Source organism: Halorarum salinum, assembly GCF_013402875.1.
Lineage (GTDB): Archaea > Halobacteriota > Halobacteria > Halobacteriales > Haloferacaceae > Halorarum > Halorarum salinum.
This window is the reverse complement of the sequence record NZ_CP058579.1, coordinates 3,117,816-3,135,330: the sequence shown is the minus strand read 5'-3', so window position 1 is coordinate 3,135,330 and position 17,515 is coordinate 3,117,816. Positions and strand designations below refer to the sequence as shown.

The 17,515-nt window shown below is 69.4% G+C and carries 18 protein-coding genes and 1 tRNA gene; 14 read left to right on the top strand and 5 right to left on the bottom strand.

Annotated features, from left to right (window positions below; all coding sequences use genetic code 11):
• Positions 1-10: 10 nt before the first annotated feature.
• From HUG12_RS15775 to map, 3 genes are all read right to left on the bottom strand, one after another.
• Complete coding sequence (locus tag HUG12_RS15775) at positions 11-925, bottom strand: winged helix-turn-helix domain-containing protein (RefSeq protein ID WP_179269695.1); 915 nt, start codon at positions 923-925, stop codon at positions 11-13.
• Between the two features lie 79 nt (positions 926-1,004).
• On the bottom strand, positions 1,005-1,553 hold the full coding sequence (locus HUG12_RS15770; RefSeq protein WP_179269694.1) for an HIT family protein: 549 nt from the start codon (positions 1,551-1,553) through the stop codon (positions 1,005-1,007).
• A 102-nt stretch (positions 1,554-1,655) separates the two neighbouring features.
• A complete protein-coding gene (gene map, locus HUG12_RS15765; protein WP_179269693.1) occupies positions 1,656-2,549 on the bottom strand; it encodes a type II methionyl aminopeptidase in 894 nt (297 codons plus the stop codon).
• Positions 2,550-2,791: 242 nt separating this feature from the next.
• Here map and HUG12_RS15760 point away from each other — a divergent pair, with 242 nt between their 5' ends.
• From HUG12_RS15760 to HUG12_RS15750, 3 genes are all read left to right on the top strand, one after another.
• Positions 2,792-3,997: a DUF7344 domain-containing protein gene (locus tag HUG12_RS15760; protein WP_179269692.1), complete on the top strand. Its 1,206-nt coding sequence runs from the start codon at positions 2,792-2,794 to the stop codon at positions 3,995-3,997.
• A gap of 70 nt (positions 3,998-4,067) precedes the next feature.
• A complete protein-coding gene (locus HUG12_RS15755) occupies positions 4,068-4,793 on the top strand; it encodes a nucleoside phosphorylase (protein ID WP_179269691.1) in 726 nt (241 codons plus the stop codon).
• 14 nt (positions 4,794-4,807) lie between these two features.
• On the top strand, positions 4,808-6,244 hold the full coding sequence (locus HUG12_RS15750) for an HPP family protein (protein ID WP_246308064.1): 1,437 nt from the start codon (positions 4,808-4,810) through the stop codon (positions 6,242-6,244).
• 6 nt (positions 6,245-6,250) lie between these two features.
• Here HUG12_RS15750 and HUG12_RS15745 read toward each other — a convergent pair whose 3' ends face one another.
• On the bottom strand, positions 6,251-7,462 hold the full coding sequence (locus HUG12_RS15745) for an NAD-binding protein (protein ID WP_179269689.1): 1,212 nt from the start codon (positions 7,460-7,462) through the stop codon (positions 6,251-6,253).
• Positions 7,463-7,596: 134 nt separating this feature from the next.
• Here HUG12_RS15745 and HUG12_RS15740 point away from each other — a divergent pair, with 134 nt between their 5' ends.
• From HUG12_RS15740 to HUG12_RS15705, 8 genes are all read left to right on the top strand, one after another.
• Complete coding sequence (locus tag HUG12_RS15740; protein WP_179269688.1) at positions 7,597-8,865, top strand: potassium channel family protein; 1,269 nt, start codon at positions 7,597-7,599, stop codon at positions 8,863-8,865.
• Positions 8,862-10,049 (top strand): TrkA C-terminal domain-containing protein, encoded by a 1,188-nt coding sequence (locus tag HUG12_RS15735; protein WP_179269687.1) that lies wholly within the window; start codon positions 8,862-8,864, stop codon positions 10,047-10,049. Before HUG12_RS15740 ends, HUG12_RS15735 begins: the two co-directional genes overlap by 4 nt.
• 23 nt (positions 10,050-10,072) lie before the next feature.
• Positions 10,073-10,345, top strand: coding sequence for a ubiquitin-like small modifier protein 1 (locus HUG12_RS15730; RefSeq protein ID WP_179269686.1), 273 nt, complete (start codon positions 10,073-10,075; stop codon positions 10,343-10,345).
• An 85-nt stretch (positions 10,346-10,430) separates the two neighbouring features.
• Positions 10,431-10,505 (top strand) — tRNA-Val (locus HUG12_RS15725).
• A 202-nt stretch (positions 10,506-10,707) separates the two neighbouring features.
• Complete coding sequence (locus HUG12_RS15720) at positions 10,708-11,121, top strand: hypothetical protein (protein ID WP_179269685.1); 414 nt, start codon at positions 10,708-10,710, stop codon at positions 11,119-11,121.
• Entirely contained in the window at positions 11,118-13,997 is a 2,880-nt protein-coding gene (locus HUG12_RS15715) for a hypothetical protein (RefSeq protein ID WP_179269684.1), read from the top strand. Before HUG12_RS15720 ends, HUG12_RS15715 begins: the two co-directional genes overlap by 4 nt.
• 61 nt (positions 13,998-14,058) lie before the next feature.
• Positions 14,059-14,292 carry a helix-turn-helix domain-containing protein gene (locus tag HUG12_RS15710; RefSeq protein WP_179269683.1) on the top strand — a complete coding sequence of 78 codons (234 nt, stop codon included), beginning with the start codon at positions 14,059-14,061 and terminating at the stop codon, positions 14,290-14,292.
• A gap of 130 nt (positions 14,293-14,422) precedes the next feature.
• Positions 14,423-14,959: a hypothetical protein gene (locus HUG12_RS15705; RefSeq protein WP_179269682.1), complete on the top strand. Its 537-nt coding sequence runs from the start codon at positions 14,423-14,425 to the stop codon at positions 14,957-14,959.
• Between the two features lie 55 nt (positions 14,960-15,014).
• Here the strand turns inward: HUG12_RS15705 and HUG12_RS15700 are convergent, their stop codons facing one another.
• The gene (locus HUG12_RS15700) at positions 15,015-16,016 is read right to left on the bottom strand and encodes a glycosyltransferase (RefSeq protein ID WP_246308063.1); all 1,002 of its coding nucleotides are present in this window, start codon (positions 16,014-16,016) and stop codon (positions 15,015-15,017) included.
• Positions 16,017-16,876: 860 nt separating this feature from the next.
• Between HUG12_RS15700 and HUG12_RS15695 the strand changes: the two genes are divergently transcribed.
• The 3 genes from HUG12_RS15695 to HUG12_RS15685 are packed head-to-tail and all read left to right on the top strand — an operon-like array spanning position 16,877 to position 17,514.
• Positions 16,877-17,122, top strand: coding sequence for a hypothetical protein (locus HUG12_RS15695; protein WP_218836334.1), 246 nt, complete (start codon positions 16,877-16,879; stop codon positions 17,120-17,122).
• A gap of 3 nt (positions 17,123-17,125) precedes the next feature.
• A complete protein-coding gene (locus tag HUG12_RS15690; RefSeq protein ID WP_179269681.1) occupies positions 17,126-17,305 on the top strand; it encodes a hypothetical protein in 180 nt (59 codons plus the stop codon).
• Positions 17,302-17,514 carry an HNH endonuclease signature motif containing protein gene (locus HUG12_RS15685; RefSeq protein WP_179269680.1) on the top strand — a complete coding sequence of 71 codons (213 nt, stop codon included), beginning with the start codon at positions 17,302-17,304 and terminating at the stop codon, positions 17,512-17,514. Before HUG12_RS15690 ends, HUG12_RS15685 begins: the two co-directional genes overlap by 4 nt.
• Position 17,515 lies beyond the last annotated feature (1 nt).

Genomic DNA, 17,515 nt, shown 5'->3' with positions numbered 1-17,515 from the left:
GCGAACCCTGCTACGCCTCGGCGTCGGCTTCCGCCTCGCACACGTCGAGCACGGTGAGCGTCCCGTCGAGCGTCACCGACAGCGTGTCGTCGCCGGCGGGCAGGTCGAGTCCGATCCGGAGCGGGTCCTCGGCGAGTACGGTCGTCCGCTCGTCGCTGACGCACCAGTCGAACGTCCAGAACGGTTCGGTCGTCAGGTCGTGGCCGCGCTCGGAGAAGAAGTTCAGCACCGGCGCGGTGTCGAGCAGGTTCAGCCCGACCGCGGAGTTCAGCCTGTTGTCACACCGCTCGCAGACGTGGCGGACCTCGAGGTCCCGACCGGGGACGTTCGTCTCCTCGTCGAGCGTCGTCTCCATCCGGCCCATGCACTCCGGGCAGACGCCGTCGGCGGCCAGGCAGTAGTGGTGGCGGACGTGGTGGTGGAAGGCGTCGAGGAACTCGGCGGGCGTGCGGTCGTCGAGGCCGCCGGGCGGGAACGTGTAGTCGACGGCAGTCCGCCCGCAGTCGTCGCAGGCGATGGTGAGCCGCTCGTTCCGGTAGCGCGCCGAGAGGCCGCCCCCGCACGCGTAGCAGTCGCCGGGGGCGTCGAACGGGCCGACCTCCGCGCGCCCGGTGAACGTGCCGGCGAACACGGACCGGACGACCTTCCAGCCGGCCGTCCGGAACGCGTAGCCGTCGTCGGTCTTGCGGACGAAGTGGTCGAGCAGTTGCTTCAGGTGGTAGTTGAAGTGCGCGCTGTCCTCGAGGTCGATGCGGTCGTACAGCTCCGAGAACGGGACCGCCTCGTGGCCGCGCTCGACGGTGGTCTCGTGGAGCGCGCGGAGGATGTCGATGCGCGTCTCGTTGCCGAGCAGGGCGAACGCCTCGGCCGGCGTGAGGCCGGCCTCCTCGACGGCCTCGGGCGCGTCTTCCGCGGGGGTGCTCATGGAGGTGGGGTTTCTCGGGGGAGGGTAAAATCGTTGGGCTCGATCGCCGGTCCAGCGGACGAGCGGACGGCGAAACGGCTCAGACGCCGTCGAACCGCGCGGCGTCGTCGTCTCCGTCGACGGTCGCGCCCTGAAGCTCCGCGAAGGCGTCGCGCACACGCTCCCAGGTGTCGTCCAGCGCCTCGACGATGACCTTCGTGTCCGAGACGACCGGCATGAAGTTCGTGTCGCCGCCCCACCGCGGCACGACGTGCGTGTGGACGTGATCGTCGATGGAGCCGCCCGCCGCCGCGCCGCCGTGGTTCATGCCGGCGTTGAAGCCGTCGGGACCGAGCGCACCCCGGAGCGCCTCGAAGGTACGCTGTTTCAGGCGGGCGTGGTCGAGCAGCTGCGCCTCCCCGAGCGCGGCGTAGTCGCCCTCGTGCTCGCGCGGGATGACCATCGCGTGGCCGGGGTTGTACGGGTAGTTGTTCAGGACGACGAACGACTCCGGCGATCGGGCGACGATGCGCGACTCGCGGTCGGCGTCGCGCCCGGGCAGGACGCAGAACGGGCAGCCGTCGATCCCGCCGTCACGGTCCTCGCGCTCGACCCACTCGATGCGCCAGGGGGCGAAGACCTGTTCCATACGACGGGCGAGGGGGCCGCGGGTCTTGAACCCCCGCGCTCCGGCCGCCCCAGGTTCCCGCCGCAGGTCGGGTTCGGTCGTCGCCCGGTCGTTGGAACCGAACTACGCGAACAGCCCTTCGGTCGTGACCTCGACGCCGTCCTCCGTGACGACGAGGGTGTGTTCGGCCTGGCTCACGAGCCGCCCGTCCTCCTCCTTCAGCACGGGGTAGCCCTTCACGACGCCGTTGGCCTTCAGCCGCCGGAGCGCCATCTCCGAGCGGGACGACTCGAGCCAGCGGGCGGCGAACGGCAGGCCGTGGAACTCGCGGATCTCCTCCAGCGTCCTCCTCGCGGCGCGGTTGCGCACGGAGCGGTCGTTCGTCAGTTCGAAGATCTCCTCCTCGTTGCCCTCGCCGACCTTCCCGCGACCGTCGGTCGCGAACGGCTCGATGGCGACCACCTGCCCCGGTTCGAGTTCGACCGATCGGTCGACCCCGCGGTTGGGGACGTTCGGCCCGGTGTGGGCGTCGAAGCGATCGACGCCGTGGCCCGAGAGGTTGTACACCGGCGTGTAGCCGTAGGCGTCGATTACCTCCTCGACCTCGGCGCCGATCTCGCCGACCGGGACGCCCGGTCCCGCGGCGTCGACGGCGGCCGCGAGCGCCTCCTCGGCGGCCTCGACCAGCTCGGCCTCGCCGGCCAGGTCGACGGTCGTCGCGGCGTCGGCGATGTAGCCGTCGACGTGGACGCCGACGTCGAGACAGACCACGTCCTCGCCGAACTCGGTCGCGTCCTCGCGGCCCGGCGTCGCGTGGCTCGCCTCCTCGTCGACCGAGACGTTGACGGGGAAGGCGATGCCGGCGCCCTCCTCGCGGATGCGCTCCTCGGCGTACTCGGCGACCTCGAGGTGGGTCGCGCCGGGTTCGACCAGTTCGCGGGTCTCGGCCATCACCGTCGTCAGTATCTCGCCCGCCTCCCGGTACTTCTCCAGCACGTCGGCGTCCAGCGCGCTCATGTCGGCGGCTTCGGCCGACCTCGGCAAAGGGGTTGCGCTCCGTCCGCCCTGCCTGCCGGTGCGAGCGGGGTCGGCCCGGAAGCAGTCACGGTACCGACGTACTGGGCGTCCGACCGAACCGGTCCTCTAGCCCACACCCTTCTCCGTCGCACGGTCGCGAAATCATGTCGTTACGGCTACTGAATCGCCACCTAACTGGTTTGGCGTTCTCCTTATCCCCGCGAGTCGACTTCCGACTGACGATGGCACAGCACCTCGAAGGGAACGGCGAAACGGACGACGGTCTCGACGACGCATCCGTCGACGACGTGTTCGACTGCCTCGCGAGCGCCGATCGACGCGATCTCCTGGCTCGACTCCGCGAGAGCGCGCCCGCAGCGCTCCCGCGGAAGGAACTCGCTACCACGCCGGCGGCCGGCGACGTGACCGACGCTTCCGGCGACGTGACCGACGGGGAACGTCGGCGGGCCCTGGCCACCCTCCACCACCAACACCTGCCGAAACTGGAGGACGCTGGGCTGATAACCCGGAACGCCGACGGCGACGCCGTCGCCCTCGCCGACCACCCGGCGTTCGAGGACGAGTCCGTCCTCGACGCCGTCGACGGGGACGCGGCCGCGGACGGGGAGTCCCTCGACGCGCTCTTTCGAGCGATCGCCGACGGCCGTCGTCGGACCGTCCTCGACGCGCTCAGCCACCAGTACCAGCCGATCCGGACGGAGACCCTGGCGCGGGACGTCGCGTCGAGGGAGGCGGGTTCGGCCGCCCGGGAGGTCTCGACGGCGGACCTCGAGGGGGTCCTCCGGTCGCTCCGCCACGTCCACCTGCCCCACCTCCGGGACGCGGGGATGGTCGAGTACGACGCCGACGAGGGGACGGTCTCCTACGAGGGACACCCCGCCCTCCGCGTCCCGTGGATGCACTCGGCGCTCGGCACCGACTTCCGGGCGGGGCTGACGGACACCCCAGCGGACGCGGACGTGTGGAACCTCGAGGGGCGGGAACGGGTCGTCTCGTGCGGGCAGTCGCTCTGCGAGGAGGCGGACGAGGAACTGTTCCTGATGTTCACGACCACGGGGCTGCTCGAGGCGGGGTGTTTCTCCCGCATCCGGCAGGCCGTTGACCGGGGGGTGGACGTCTACCTCGGGACCGCAGACCCGACCGTCCGGGAGTTCGTCGCGGAACACGCGCCCGAGATATCCCTCTGGGAACCGCGGATGAACTGGCTCGACCTCCCGGTCGAGGGGGAGAACGTCGGCCGCCTCGTGTTCGCGGACCGCGAGGCCGTCATGGTCGGGACGCTCGGGGGGGAGTCCGACGACGGCGTCCGCGAGGAACGGGCGGTCCTCGGCGAGGGAGCCGACAACACGCTCGTCGTCCTGCTCGGTCAGATGCTCCACTCCCGGTTCGAGAGGTTCGAGGACGTCGAGGGGAAGCTTCGGCTCTAACCGCTCCCGTCGCCGCCGCGGTCGACCCCGCTTCCGCGGTCTTTTTGCCCCGACCGGCGCAGCACCCGGTATGGCGAAACAGCCGCACCTCCTCGTCGAGGAGGGCGACGTCCACGACGTCGCGCTCATCCCGGGGAACCCCGACCGCGTCGACCGCATCGCCGACCACTGCGACGACGCCGAGCTCGTCTCCGAGAACCGCGAGTACCGAATCGTCAACGCCGAGTACGAGGGCCGTGAGCTCACCATCTGCTCGACCGGCATCGGCTGCCCCTCGGCCGCCATCGCGCTCGAGGAGCTCCGTAACGTCGGCGTCGAGACGGTCGTCCGCGTCGGGACCTGCGGCGGCCTCCAGACCGACGTCGAGATCGGCGACATGATCGTCGCCACCGGCGCCGCGAAGGAGGAGGGGACGAGCAAGCGCTACGAGTCGGAAACGTACCCGGCGGTTCCCGACTTCGGGACGCTGACGGCGCTCGTCGACGCCGCCGAGGCCCGAGACGAGGAGGTCCACGTCGGCCCCATCGTCTCGGACGACGCCTTCTACAACGAGTCCGACGAGTACGTCGAGGACTGGGAGGACGCGGGCCTGCTCGCCATCGAGATGGAGGCGGCGGCCGTCTTCTCGCTCGCGCGCCGCCGGGGGATGAACGCGGGCGCCATCTGCACCGTGGACGGAAACCTCGTCGCCGGCACCCAGAAGGGCGCCGACTCGGATGACGAACTGCCCGAGAAGGCGAGGAACAACGTCGGTCGCGCCATCGCGATCACGCTCGAGGCAGTCATCCGCCTGTAACCGTGTTCGAGCGGGTGGCCGCGCGGTTCGCGTCGCTCGTCCGTCGGCTCCGCCGGCTGGAGCACCGCGAGGTCGTGGCGGTCCGCCGGTGGCTCGAACGGACCGACAACCTGGTCAGGCTCTCGGCGCTGCTGTTCGTTCCGGCCGTCGTCGCCCTCGTCACCGGGGCGTCGAACGCCGTCGGCGAACTCTCCTTCCTGCTGTTCCCGCCGCTCGCGTCCGGGACCTACACACTCTTTGCCGACCCCGAGGGGCGCTACGCCGACCCGCTCCGGTTCGTCGTCGGACTGACCGTCGGGGCGCTCGCCGGGCTCGTCGCGCTCCGGCTCGTCGGGACGGCCTCGGCCGCCGGGGCGGGGACGACCATCACGCCCGGGGTCGCCGCCCTCTCCATCCTCCTCACGGGGGCGGCAACCTGGATCCTCGACGTGGAGGAGCCCTCGGCGTTCTCCTCGGCCCTGCTCGTGCTCGCGGCCGACCGCGCGGCGCCCTGGCTCTACGTGGCGTTCATCTTCCTCGGCAGCGTCGTCGTCGCCGGCGCGTTCACGGTGTGGCGCCGACGGTTCTACGAGCGGCGGGCGAGCTTCCTCTACGGGACGATGCGGGCGGACGATCACGTGCTCGTGCCGATGCGCGGCGAGCGGGGCCGCGGCGCCGCCGTGTTCGCCGCGCGGCTGGCGGCCGCACACGAGGCCGGGAAAGTGGTGTTGCTGGACGTCGTCGCCGAGGACCGGATCGCCGCAGTCCGCCGGTCGCTGAACGGCGACGTCGAGGCGGTGCCCGACGACGTGAGCGAGGTCACGGACCCGGAGACCCGCGAGGCCGCGGCGACGGCCGCCCGACGTCTCGAGTCGCACGCCGACGAGATCCGACGGCTGGCGGACGTCACCTGCGAGGTGGTCGTCGCCAGCGGCGACCCCCTCGACGCGACGCGAGAGGCCGTCCGGGCGGCGAACTGCGACCTCGTGGTCACCCCGTACGAGGAGGAGGACGGACTGCTCTCGGCGTTCGTCCGCGGCGTGTTCGGCGGGGCGGTCGACGCCATCGCGTTCCGGACGAGCGACGGGCGCGACCGGTGGCCCCGCGTGCTCGTCCCCGTCTCGCGGCCGGGCGACTCCGCGCACGCGATGGTCGACTTCGCCTGTCGGCTGGCGGGGGAGGACGGGAGCGTCTCGGTGTGCACCTGCATCGACCGAGAGGTGGAGCGCCGTCCCGCGGAGAACACCCTGGCGAACGTCGTCGACGCGGTCGATGGCCCCATCGAGACCCGCGTCGCCCGCGCGGACGTCCTCGAGTTCGTCGAGGCGAACGAGGACGCCTACGACCTCGTCATGCTCGGCTCCTCGGGCGACCGCTCGGCGGCCTCGCGGGCCGTCTCGCCGCCGACGTTCCGGAAACTCCGCGAACTGAACTGTGACGTCGCCGTCGTCGACCGCGGCCGGCCGCGGTGAAGCCGATCAGGCCCCGTCGTCCGCCCGCCCGCCCGTCGCGTCGCGTCCCGCGGCCTCGCTCCGGGGGTCCTCGTCGAGCAACTCGCGGGCGACCGCCTCGGAGTCCCCGGTTTCGAGGGCCGACTCGACGAGGAGGTGGCCCCCGATGGTCGCCGGGGAGATGACCGAGTCCGCGCCCGCACGCTTCAGTTTGACCACGTTCTCGCGCTCGGTCGCGGCGGCGACGATCGGCACGTCCGGATCGAGCTGCCATGCGGTGATGATCGCCAGCGCGTCCTCCGCGTCGCTGTTCGTCGCGGCGACGACCGCCCGCGCGTCCGCGAGCCTCGCCCGTTCGAGCGCGTCCTCGTCGGTCGGCTCGGCCGTGAGGACGTTCACCCCGCGTTCGCGGAGCGACCGCGTCACCGACTCGTCGGGCGTGACGAGGAGGAAGTCGACGTCGGCGTCGGTCAGCTCTTCGATGATCGGTTCCGTCAGCTCCCCGTGCCCGAGCACGAGGACGTGCCGTTCGAGGAGTTCGATGTCGGTGTCTGTCATGCGTCCGAGTGCGGTCTTGAGTCGCGCTTCGATGGCCGGCGTGAACAGCGCCCCGAGCGCGACGGCGAAGGCGGCCACGTTGAGTACGAGCGAGGAGATGACGAACCACTTCGCCAGCTGTGTCTCCGGCGTCACGTCCCCGTAGCCGACCGTCGAGGCGGTCACGATGGTGAAGTACAGCGCGTCGAGGATGGTCTCGACGGAGCCGTTCCGGAACTCGTCGCGGAGCGCGTACGAGCCGGCGGTCCCGTACCCGACCGCGCCGACCAGCGCAGCGGCCGCGGCCCACTGCGTCAGGCTGAACTCCACCCGGCGGTCGAACCGGCGACGGTTCAGGCCGACGACCGGAAGCGCGAGAAGCGAGAGGCCGACGAGCGGGTAGGAGTACTCGCTCGCCTGCAACAGCCCCTGGGCCGCCGAGAGCGGCAGGAGGAGCATCGTGGAGTACCACGCGCCCCGGTACCCCCTCCGAAGCCCGTACGCCGACCCCAGCAGGAGAAAGCCCGTGAGCGCCCCCGTGAACCCGGCCGTCTGGACGACGCCCGGCGGGAGCACGTCCACGAGCGGGCCCTGCGGGGTCCTCGTGATGTTCAGGATGCCGACGCCGACCGACAGGAGCGCGGCCACCCCGGTGAGAAGCACCGCGATCCGGCCGCCGAGTCGCTCCCGCCAGGTCGCCATACGTGGCCCCATCCGCGCCGCCCGCTTAAAGCCAGTCGTCCCGGCGGGCGTCGGAATCCGGCACGGAACCCCGTGGGCCGTTCCGTGGAACTCACGTCGGTACCGATTTAGTGGCCCGGGAACACGGGGGGTGTATGCCGGCGTCCTCGTTCCCGGTACAGGTCCTTCTCGGGATGTATCTGGGTCTGCTCACGGGCATCATTCCGGCGCTCGTCGCGTGGGGGCTGGGGTTCCTCTTCAAGTACTTCACGGGGGTCACCATCCCCGGGTTCGGCGTGGTCGTCCTCTCGCTCGCCATCGCGGGGGTGAACGGGGGGCTGCTCGCGCTGACCGACCCGACGATCGCGGGATCGGCCAACGGAACCGCGCTGCTGGTCGGCATCGTCGTCATCCTGATGCTGTCCATGTACGCCCACGCCAAGGGCGACGCGATGGGCGCCTCGATGCCCAAGCGGCTCTCGTTCCGAACGCTCACCGAGCGGACGATCTCGACGGACGTGGTGGAACTCGTGGGCGGTCGCGGCCAGGTACGGGTGACCGTCACGGGCGACGTCGCGGACCTCGAGGGATACCCGGCGCTCCCGGCGGACCTCCGGGAGTCGCTCGGCGGGTTCTCCGACGCCTTCCCCGCGGAGCTGCCGCTCGCGGAACTGGAGTCGATGGTCACCGCCCGACTCCGGACGAAGTTCGACCTCGCGGACGCGAGCGTCCGTCTGGACGAGCGCGGTCGCGCGACCGTCGCCGCCGCGCCGCCGGTCGGGAACGTCTCGAGGCGGGTTCCGGCGGGCAAACGCGCCGTGTCGTTCGCGGGGCTCGTCCCGACCGGACTGGCCCGCGGCGACGAGGTGCGGGTCGTCACCGACGGCGGCGAGTTCGAGGGGACCGTCGTCGCCGCGCGGTCGATCGTGGACGACGGCGGCCGGGGTGACGGCCCGGACCCACGTCCGGCGCCGGGATCGGGATCTGACCCGGGCACGGCCACCGACGGCGGGACCGAGGAACCGATCCCGGCGCCGGCGTCGCCGACGACGACCGGGGGCGTCGGCCGCGTGACGGTCGCGCTCGAGTGGTCGGCGGCGACGGAGGCTCTCGGCGCGGAACTCCGCCGGCTGGAGGTCCGTTCGCGGGGGACCCGTCGGGAGTTCGAACTCGTGTCGTTGCTCCGCCGGGCGGGGCGGCGGTTCGGCCGCGTGAGCGTCCGTCACGGGAGCGTCCTCGACGGCCGCTCGCTGGGGGAAGTCGCCGTCCGTGACGAGTACGGCGTCGCGGTGCTGGCGGTCCGGACCGACGGCGGCTGGGAGGTCGCGCCGGACGACGGGGTTCGGCCCGTCGGCGGCGACGACCTCATCGCCGTGGGAACGCGCTCGGACCTGGAGCGGTTCCTCGAGGAGGTGGGCGCGTGAATCCACCCCTCCAGGCGGGAGGGGCGGTCCCGCTCCCGACGGCGTTCGAACTCGCCCGCGTGGCGGGTTTCGCGGCCCTCTCGTTCCTCCTCGCCGCCGTCGCCTCGCTCGCGTATCGGTGGTACGTCCGCGAGTCGATACCGCGGGGGTTGGCGACGCTGGTCGGGGTTGCCGCCGTGGCGTTCTACCTGAACACGCTCGGTCTGTTCGGGGAGGTCGTCGGCGGGACCAGTCCGACGGATCCGTTCGCGACGCGGACGGTGCTGGTCAACGTCGTGAGCCTCGTCGCGGCGATCCTCGCCGCGCCGATCGGTCGTCGACTCGGCGATCGGGCCGTCTCCGACGCGGTGGCCGTGCTGGGGGCAGAGCGCGTGGAGGGGGACGTGAGCCGACTCGTACGGACGCTGGGGCGGGTCCGCGCGGTCGAACTCCCCGCGGAGGTCGACGACATCGACGGGTACGACCCGGTCCCGACGGCGACGAAGGAGCGCATCGCCGGGACGACCCTCCTGTTCCCCCGTCGGACGGACGGATCGCTCCGGGACCTGCTCGTCGGCCGACTGAAGGGGGAGTACGGCGTCTCCCACGTGGACGTGGAACTGGACGGCGAGGAGATCACCGGGCTGGCCGTGGGTCGCCGCGTCGCCGGGCTCGGACCGACGCTCGGCCCGGGAACCTGCGCCGTCGCCGTCCGGGCGGACCCCCCGAACGGTGCGAGCCCCGGCGATACGGTGCAGGTCTGGACGGACGCTCCGAACCCGGAGCGCGCCGCGGCCGCCGAGGTCAGGGCGACCGCCGGCGACGTCGTGACGCTCGCGGTCGACGAGTCGGACGCGCAGGCGCTGAACGCCGACGGGCCGTACCGGCTCCTCACGCTTCCGGCGGACCCGCGGGCGGACAGGGAGTTCGCGTCGCTACTGCGTGCGGCCGACGAGACGATGGGCGTCGTCTCCGTGGGCGAGGGGAGTTCCCTCGAGGGGACGACCGTCGGCGAGGCGTCGGGGACCGTCGTCGCGGTCCGGGAGGCGGGAGGGTCGATCGAGCCGGTCCCGAGTCACGCACGCGAACTACGGGCGGGCGAGACGCTCTACGTCGTCGCCCGCCCGGAGGCGCTCCGCGACCTGGAGGCCCGGGCCGTCGCGGCGGCCTCCCCGGTCGAACGACCCGGGGCGCAACGCTCTTGACCGCCGGGTCGGGAGAGTCGAGTATGGGATGGAAGCTGTTCGCAGACCTGGCCGAAGCGGCGGGCACCCGCGAACCGGACGTCGCGGTCGGCGACGCCGACACGGCCGGGGAGGCCCTCGACGCGCTTCTGGACGCCCACCCCGCGCTCGCCGAACGCGTGCTCGACGGCCAGGGTCGCCTCCGCGACCACGTCAACCTCCTGCGGAACGGGAAGAACGTCGGCGCCGAGGGGCTCGACACGCCGATCGAACCGGACGACGAACTGGCGCTGTTCCCGCCGGTCAGCGGCGGATAGCGTGGGACGGCGTGGCGGTCCGCAGCCGAGTCGAAACCTTCAATTACGTACCGGCGATACCGATGGATGCGGAGGAAAGCCAGGCGGGTTGGTGGTCTAGTCTGGTTATGACACCTCCTTGACATGGAGGAGGCCGGCAGTTCAAATCTGCCCCAACCCATTCACTTAACTCAGATTCGCCGAACAGTCGGCAGTCTGGTACTTCTCTCGGAGTCTTTTCGAGGTGGTCACGGTGAGCCGAGCGGTCAGGCTCAACCCGCCCATCTGCGACTACTGCGGCGGCTTCATCCGCGACCGGGACCAGGCCTGTCCCGCTCGGGCTGAAGGGAGGTGCCACCCGTGACAAACGGGGGTGCAGCGGCGTGAAGCGGTCCTACTCGGGGCCCGCGCTCGACGCCACCTACCAGCACATCTCCGAGCGCCCCGCCGCCGTTGGTCGCGACGGAGAGACCGTCTACGCCATACCCGAGCCGGAAGGCCAGGAGCGGACCGAGAACGTCCCTATGCCTGAGCCTGAGCCTGATGGCCCCGCGTCCGATCGGGCCGGGCAAACCACGATCTCCGACTGGGGGGGGTGGAGAGGCGTGACGTGCCCCGCCTGCGAGCGCGAGAACGTCGCTCTCATCGGTGGGCTCTGCGGCCACTGTAAGACGACGGTTGCGAGCGCCATCACCGACGCGCTCGAAGACGTCGAGTTCGCCAGCGAGGTCGTTGACGTCTTCAAACATCGGGACGGCTACTACCACCTCCGGCTCAAGGAGGGGGAGGACGCGTGACAGGGGAGCTCCCCCTCGAGGAGCGGGTCGACCGCTTCCTCGAGCGGCACCCCGACGCGAGCGTCCCGGCGATCGCCGGCGCCATCGACGCGGATCCCCAGGCAGTCCGCGACTACGTTACCGAAGGCTCCTCTGATTCGGAGGAAGACTCAAATACCACATCGGGGGAACCGTCTACGTCGGTCGCGACGACGGCCTCGACGACGTCGACGTCGCGGTCTGGGACACGGATGGGCCCGCAGCTCTTCCGCGACCCCGACCAGACGCGGGAGGTCCGAATCCTCCAGGGCCTCGGGACGATCATGGGCGTCGACGGCGACGACTACGCGCTCGCCGAGGACGACGTCGTCGACCTGCCGGTGATGAACGCCCAGCCGCTCGTCGAGAACGGCGCCGCGGTCGTGGTCGGCGGCCCGAACGACCATCGCGACGACGGCCAGGACGAGACCGTCGACGCGGACACGCTGCTCATGGCGGCGATGGGCGACCCCGACGCGACCGACGCGGTCGGGACGAAGGACGTCGAGGACGATCGCTCGCCGAGCAGCATGGCGTCCGGGACCACACCGGCGAGCGTCGGTGGCCCGCAGTCCGCGCTTCCGCTCGGGCAGCTGGACGCACTCGATCACCACGAGCGCCGGCGCGCAGCGAAGAAGCGTGGCCTCGAGTGGCCGACGACGCGTGACGCTCGCGACCGGCTGTTTGCGACGATCACCGAGGTGATGCGGAACCAGGACACCGCCGTCGTCGACGCGCCGACAGCGCTCGGGAAGTCCCACACCGTCGCGACGACCAGCTGGGGCTCCGAGGACCAGCTTCGGGACGCGACCGGCGGGAAGCCTGTCGTCCACCTCCAGGCCACCCGGGACGCTCGCGACGAGGCGATCGAGGCGGCCCACGAGGCCGACGTCGATCACTTCGTCCTCCAGGCTCGCCACGAGGCGTGCCCGGTCGCCGCCGGCGACTACGACCCGCCGGCAGCTGACGACGTCGACGAAGGCGAAGAGATCGACTACCAGCCGATCACCCTGGGGGGCGAGGCCGCCTCGGAGTGGATCTCGTCCATGTGCGAAGGGCGGGGGCTCCCGTTCTCCTACGTCCACCTTCATCTCGACCAGCACAACGACCAGGGCGTCGACCTCCCGTGCTGCTCGGGCGAGACGTCCTACGACAAGGAGGAGGGCGACTTCGACGACACGCCCTCGGAGTGCCCGGCGATAAGCCAGTGGGAGATCCTACGCTCGAAGAAGGAGCGCGGCGAGCTTGACCTCGTCTTCGCGACGCACAACTTCGCGCATGTCCCCAGCCTCCGGATGCACACGAACATCGTCCTTGACGAGGAGCCTGACTTCGCACAGGACCTGACAACCGACCGCGTCCGTCGGTCGATCACTGCCTATCTCCAGGCGATTGACGCGCCCGTCTCCAGCTGGGAGGCGTTTATCGGACTCGCCGGCCACGACGGTTGGGGCGACGACGCGGCCGCCGAGCGCGACGCGCTCCAGGACGCCATCAACGAGGATCCCGACCCCGAGTGGTACTTCGACGACGAACGGGCCCACACCCTCGCCCCGGCGCTCGCCCGGGCGATCTTCCACGCCGAGGAGCGAGCAAACGGCCGGCGCGTCGGGAAGACGCGTTACGAACCGCCACGCCTCGACGCCGGCGCCGTCGACGAGGAGGGCTGGAACAAGAGCTGGGTGACGGTCGTCCTCGACGAGGACAACGAGGTTCACACGGTGCGGAACGCCCCTGACTTCGGCCTCGCCCGCAGCGTCGTCGGCCTCGACGCCCACCCGGCCCGGCCCCGCTGGATGGTCTCGGTCCACCCGAGTATCCAGGTGAAGGCCGTGCTCGAGCCCGAGGAACGCCGACTCTGGCGCCGGTACGAGCGCGGCCTCCGCGTCGTCCAGGTCGGCGAGGCGACCCGCCCGCTCGCGAGCGGTGAGTACTTCCAGCCCGACCAGGTGCGGACGCTCGTCGAGCACCTCCAGGAGGCGTACGGCGAACGGTTCCGGACCGCGATCACCGCGAGTTCCGTCGAGGACCGCCTCCGGACGATCATGAAGGCAGCCGATTGCGTCGATCCCAGCACGATGCACTACGGCGAGGAGAAGAGCCGAAACGACTTCGGCCACGAGCGCGTCGGCCTGGTCAACGGCTGCATCGACCCCGGCGACGACTTCGTCGTTGACCTACTCGCCGAGCTCGACCTCGAGGCCGAGCCCGAGACGACCGAGACCGAGGATGGCGAGCTCCAGCGCGCGCACGGCCGGGGCTTCGTCGGCGAGGACGCCGACGTCGCCGACGAGATCCTCGCCTCGGTCCGGGAGAACCACACTGCCCAGGCGGCCGGGCGGTACGCTCGAGATCCCGATGAGCCTGAGAGCCATGCGACTGTCTACGTCCGAACCGACGCGATGCCCCCGGGCTTCGCCGACGTCCAGGTGCCGGGTGTCGTGTGGACCTTCTCCTCGATCCAGCGGGAGATCGTCGAGGAGCTCCGCCAGTCGGACCGCTCGCTGACCGCTCGCGAGCTCGCCGACCGGGCCGGCTGCTCGAAGCGGCACGTCGCGAAGACGCTCGCGAAGCTCATCCCCGACGAGGACTCAGACGAGGACGGCCCTGTCCAGGCGGTTCACGACGCCGGGCCGAACGGCGCGACGCTGTACTCGGCCGATGCCGTTCCGACGAGTGGAGTCGCCGACCTCGCTGGCGTAACCGCGAACGACCCCGTATGGGACTCCTATACGTGGGCGTTCGCGATTCGCGACCCTGACACCGACGAGACGAGACCAACACCCGATACGAGCCCGGTCGACAAGGGGGTGAACGACGTCCCGGACTGGACAGACGTCCTCGACCCACCTGGCTGATGGGTTCCGTGCCCTCGGGACGGCCTCGATCGCCGCGGTCCGATAGAGGTGACTCCGTCTCATGACCGCCGACATCAGTCGCGACGACGTCGACGATCTCCCGCCCAGCTGCAAGTACGTGCTCGACGTCCTCGAGCGGGAGGGGGAGCTCTCGCGCCAGAAACTTCTGGACCGAACGGGCCTCCCCGAACGGACACTCGACTGGGCTCTGGGCACCCTCAATAATCGCGGGTACATCTTCAGCGCGCAAGATAACGAGGACCTCAGGGTGGTTCTCTACAATATTCAGAGATAGGCTCGCTCATATCAAGCCCGGGCCCTTTAGAAGGGACAGCGGCACGAGCACCGCCCACAAGTCAGCCCACCGCCCGGACGCCCACGAGGGTGGATGAACGGGGGTGTCGACAGCGTGTTCTATCGGCTTCATGAAAGGAATCCACCGCTACAGTCCAACCACAGGTGCGGAGTTAGGTCGTGACCGACACTACCCGGGGACGATCCCGCTGCGGGAGAGTCTGGAGGGCGATGGCGAGCTCACAAACGGCGAGCTCGTCAGTCGCGACCCGACCGCGATCCTGGAGTACTTCAAACGGTGTCACCGGAAACACTACGACGCCGACCAGGACCTCTACCTCGCGGCCTGGGAGGGGATCACGGCGCTCCGCGCAGGCGACGATGAAGAGGAGTCGGATCCCTGGGACTGCTGGCTCTGGTACGCGCTCGCCGAGCGCCTCGATCGCCGCGGTCACGACGTCGAGTGGATGTGCGCACACGTCGACCCGCGGTGCCCCCACTGCTCCTCGTCGACGAAGCTCGAGCCGAGTGCCACGGGCTACCCGAACGTCAGGTGTGCGTCGCACTGCCGGCGGTACAACGACGTCACAATCGCGATCGTCGAGCGCGTGCTCGACCTCTACAACGCGACGTTCGACGAGGGGATTTCTCGGGTTGGCCTGTTCTGACTGAAACACCGATTCGGTAAGTACGTCTGCTTATTGAGCGTTCGACCGTCTTCCGTTACGGCGCCCGTATCGGCGCGCGGGCGAGCCGCGTTCCGAGGACCGATCGGTAGACGTCCCGAATCCGGGTCCCCATCGCCTCCACGCTGAGCGGCCGGATTGCAGCACGCCCGTCGGACACGGGTCCGCGTTCGAGCACGTCGACCAGGGCGTCCACTAGGCCGGCGTCCGTCCGCCGAACGTGAGACGGGTCGACGTCACGAAGCCGCTCGTGTACGTCGCCGACGTCGGTCGCCACCACCGGCAGGTTACAGGCCATCGCCTCCTTCACCGAGTTGGGCGACCCTTCCCGCCTGGAGGTCAAGAGCAGTGCATCGGCGGCGTTCATATAGAGAGGCATCCGTTCGTGCGGTACGCCATAGACTGACTGCAGTTTGACTGGACCGTCGACGCACTCTCGGGCGGCCTCAGTAATCTGCAGAGCCCGGGGGTAGTCTTTCACCCTGCTCAGTTTCGGATAGGGGAACAAGACGTGCTTCATGGATGGTTCCCATCCAATGACCTTGCGCGCCTGCCGTTGGGGAAACGGACGAAACACCTGCAGGTCGACCCCGTGCGGGATGACGTGACAGTCGACTTCGAGCGCGTCGGCCATCTCGCGGCTCATTACGATGACGGCGTCGGCGAACCGAGCGCACCAGCGACTGAGTTTTCCGAACGGCCCGAACAGGTCCGAGCCCCACAGCGTCAGGACGACGGGCACGTACGGCTGAGTGAGCGCTGGCGGCGCTGTCAACCCGTAATTGGCGTGCACGAGGTCGTACCCCTTCACGGCATGCGGGAGGGCCTCGGAGTAGAATCGAAGATAGTCAAGTACCGATCGTGAATCCATCTCGTCCTTGGTGTGCTGAAGGGTGTCGGCGACGCCGAGCGTCGTCTGCTCGATACCGTGGCGGCGGATCGCGTCGACTTGGAGTCGGAAGAACTCCGCGTCCGGGCTCGTAACGAGATTGAGCACCCGCATCGTGACTTCGAATTGGTAAACCAGACTTTCTAACATATCGACCGGATAATAATCTTTTGTCATCAATCAATTTCAACATAGTAACCAGCTACTGCACTTCCGGTCAGTCAGGACACGTAATGGCCGTTTTGTACAACGTGTGAATCATGTGGGTATTCCTCAAGGACGTACCTCTGCCATAGTATTCATCTTCAGTATCGAGATAACGAATATGACAGATACAATGACTTAATAGGGATGTCGAGGTATGATTGAACGAGTGGGCCGACACGACTGTCGGGATATGCAGTGCCGGTTTTAGTCCTGACATACGAGACCGGCACTCCCACTCATTTCACGTTCAACAGACCGCTTGGGCTGATCGATACGTACTTCACCTGTACTTATCGTGGTTTTCACTTACACTTCTGGAGAAAGAAACCGTAGTACTATCCACTGCTAATTGAGCTCCCGATGACCCACGACTCGACGTGGTCCGTGGAGGACGGCCGGCGAGGGAGCGCGGTACGTCGCGCTGATACAGGCTCACGAGCGGCCGGCCCTGCCCACGCAGCAGGACCCAAACGATAGCCATAGCCTGAACGAGTTCCGCTTCAGCGACGGTCAGTACGTTCGACTCGGCCATGCGGTTGCACCTTCTGTCGGCCGCCTTGACGTCGCGATAGTCTCGTCGAGCTCCTGCCCTGCGGACAACGCGGGATGGAGTGACGCGACCCGGTGCAACTCCGGGGCGACGTCCTTTATACACATCAGGCGCCCTCGGAGGCGCCCCGGCGGTACTCCCGCCGACTGTCCCGACCATGTCTATCCATGATCCAGACCCGAACGCACTGCGCGGTTGGACCGACCCGCGTGCTCGCCTGCACGCCGAAGCTATCTGCCTGGGGAGAGCCCTGATGCCGACCGGAGACACCACCGTCCGGGCGCTCATCACGCTCGGCCTCATGGCCACGTGGATGCTGGCGACGCTCGGCCCGGCGTTCGGCGTCTCCGAGCCCATCAGCCAACAGGTGCACGTCCCGCTCACCGCGCTCGTCTTCCTGCTCGTCGGCCACCTCTGGGGGCTCGAGGTCAACAAGGTCCTGAGCGCGCTCGACGGCGTTACCATCTCGACGGGCGGGTCGAAGGACGACGACGAGTGAACGATGGGCTACGTCTTCAACTGCGACGGGTGCGGTGCCCGGAAGGACCACGCCCCGCCGTTCATGGGTGAGTTCAACGAGACCTTCCTGAAGACGTCCGCCCACGGCTTCGCCGAGGAATTCTCCCCCGGCCAGACAGTCACCCTCTGCGCCGATTGTTCGATGGAGGTCTTCCTGTCATGACGGGCTGCTCGATGTGCGGTCTCCCCGCCGAGCGCCCCGAGACCCACCACGACAACGAGCACCGGGGCGACAACTCCCCCGACAACCTTCGCGACGTCCACCGCCGCTGCCACATGCACCACCACGGAAACGACCGCGCGACCGACCACCGCAGTGCGGAGGGGTTCGGGCCGCGCTCGCCCTCGACAGGGCCGCCGACGCTGTCCTGAC

Coding starts and splice junctions, on each gene's coding strand:
- HUG12_RS15685 (WP_179269680.1), top strand. CDS start 17,302: ATGACGGGCTGCTCGATGTGCGGTCTCCCCGCCGAGCGCCCCGAGACC.
- HUG12_RS15700 (WP_246308063.1), bottom strand. CDS start 16,016: ATGTTAGAAAGTCTGGTTTACCAATTCGAAGTCACGATGCGGGTGCTC.
- HUG12_RS15775 (WP_179269695.1), bottom strand. CDS start 925: ATGAGCACCCCCGCGGAAGACGCGCCCGAGGCCGTCGAGGAGGCCGGC.
- HUG12_RS15745 (WP_179269689.1), bottom strand. CDS start 7,462: ATGGCGACCTGGCGGGAGCGACTCGGCGGCCGGATCGCGGTGCTTCTC.
- HUG12_RS15690 (WP_179269681.1), top strand. CDS start 17,126: ATGGGCTACGTCTTCAACTGCGACGGGTGCGGTGCCCGGAAGGACCAC.
- HUG12_RS15755 (WP_179269691.1), top strand. CDS start 4,068: ATGGCGAAACAGCCGCACCTCCTCGTCGAGGAGGGCGACGTCCACGAC.
- HUG12_RS15770 (WP_179269694.1), bottom strand. CDS start 1,553: ATGGAACAGGTCTTCGCCCCCTGGCGCATCGAGTGGGTCGAGCGCGAG.
- map (WP_179269693.1), bottom strand. CDS start 2,549: ATGAGCGCGCTGGACGCCGACGTGCTGGAGAAGTACCGGGAGGCGGGC.
- HUG12_RS15710 (WP_179269683.1), top strand. CDS start 14,059: ATGACCGCCGACATCAGTCGCGACGACGTCGACGATCTCCCGCCCAGC.
- HUG12_RS15695 (WP_218836334.1), top strand. CDS start 16,877: ATGCCGACCGGAGACACCACCGTCCGGGCGCTCATCACGCTCGGCCTC.
- HUG12_RS15740 (WP_179269688.1), top strand. CDS start 7,597: ATGCCGGCGTCCTCGTTCCCGGTACAGGTCCTTCTCGGGATGTATCTG.
- HUG12_RS15705 (WP_179269682.1), top strand. CDS start 14,423: ATGAAAGGAATCCACCGCTACAGTCCAACCACAGGTGCGGAGTTAGGT.
- HUG12_RS15730 (WP_179269686.1), top strand. CDS start 10,073: ATGGGATGGAAGCTGTTCGCAGACCTGGCCGAAGCGGCGGGCACCCGC.
- HUG12_RS15760 (WP_179269692.1), top strand. CDS start 2,792: ATGGCACAGCACCTCGAAGGGAACGGCGAAACGGACGACGGTCTCGAC.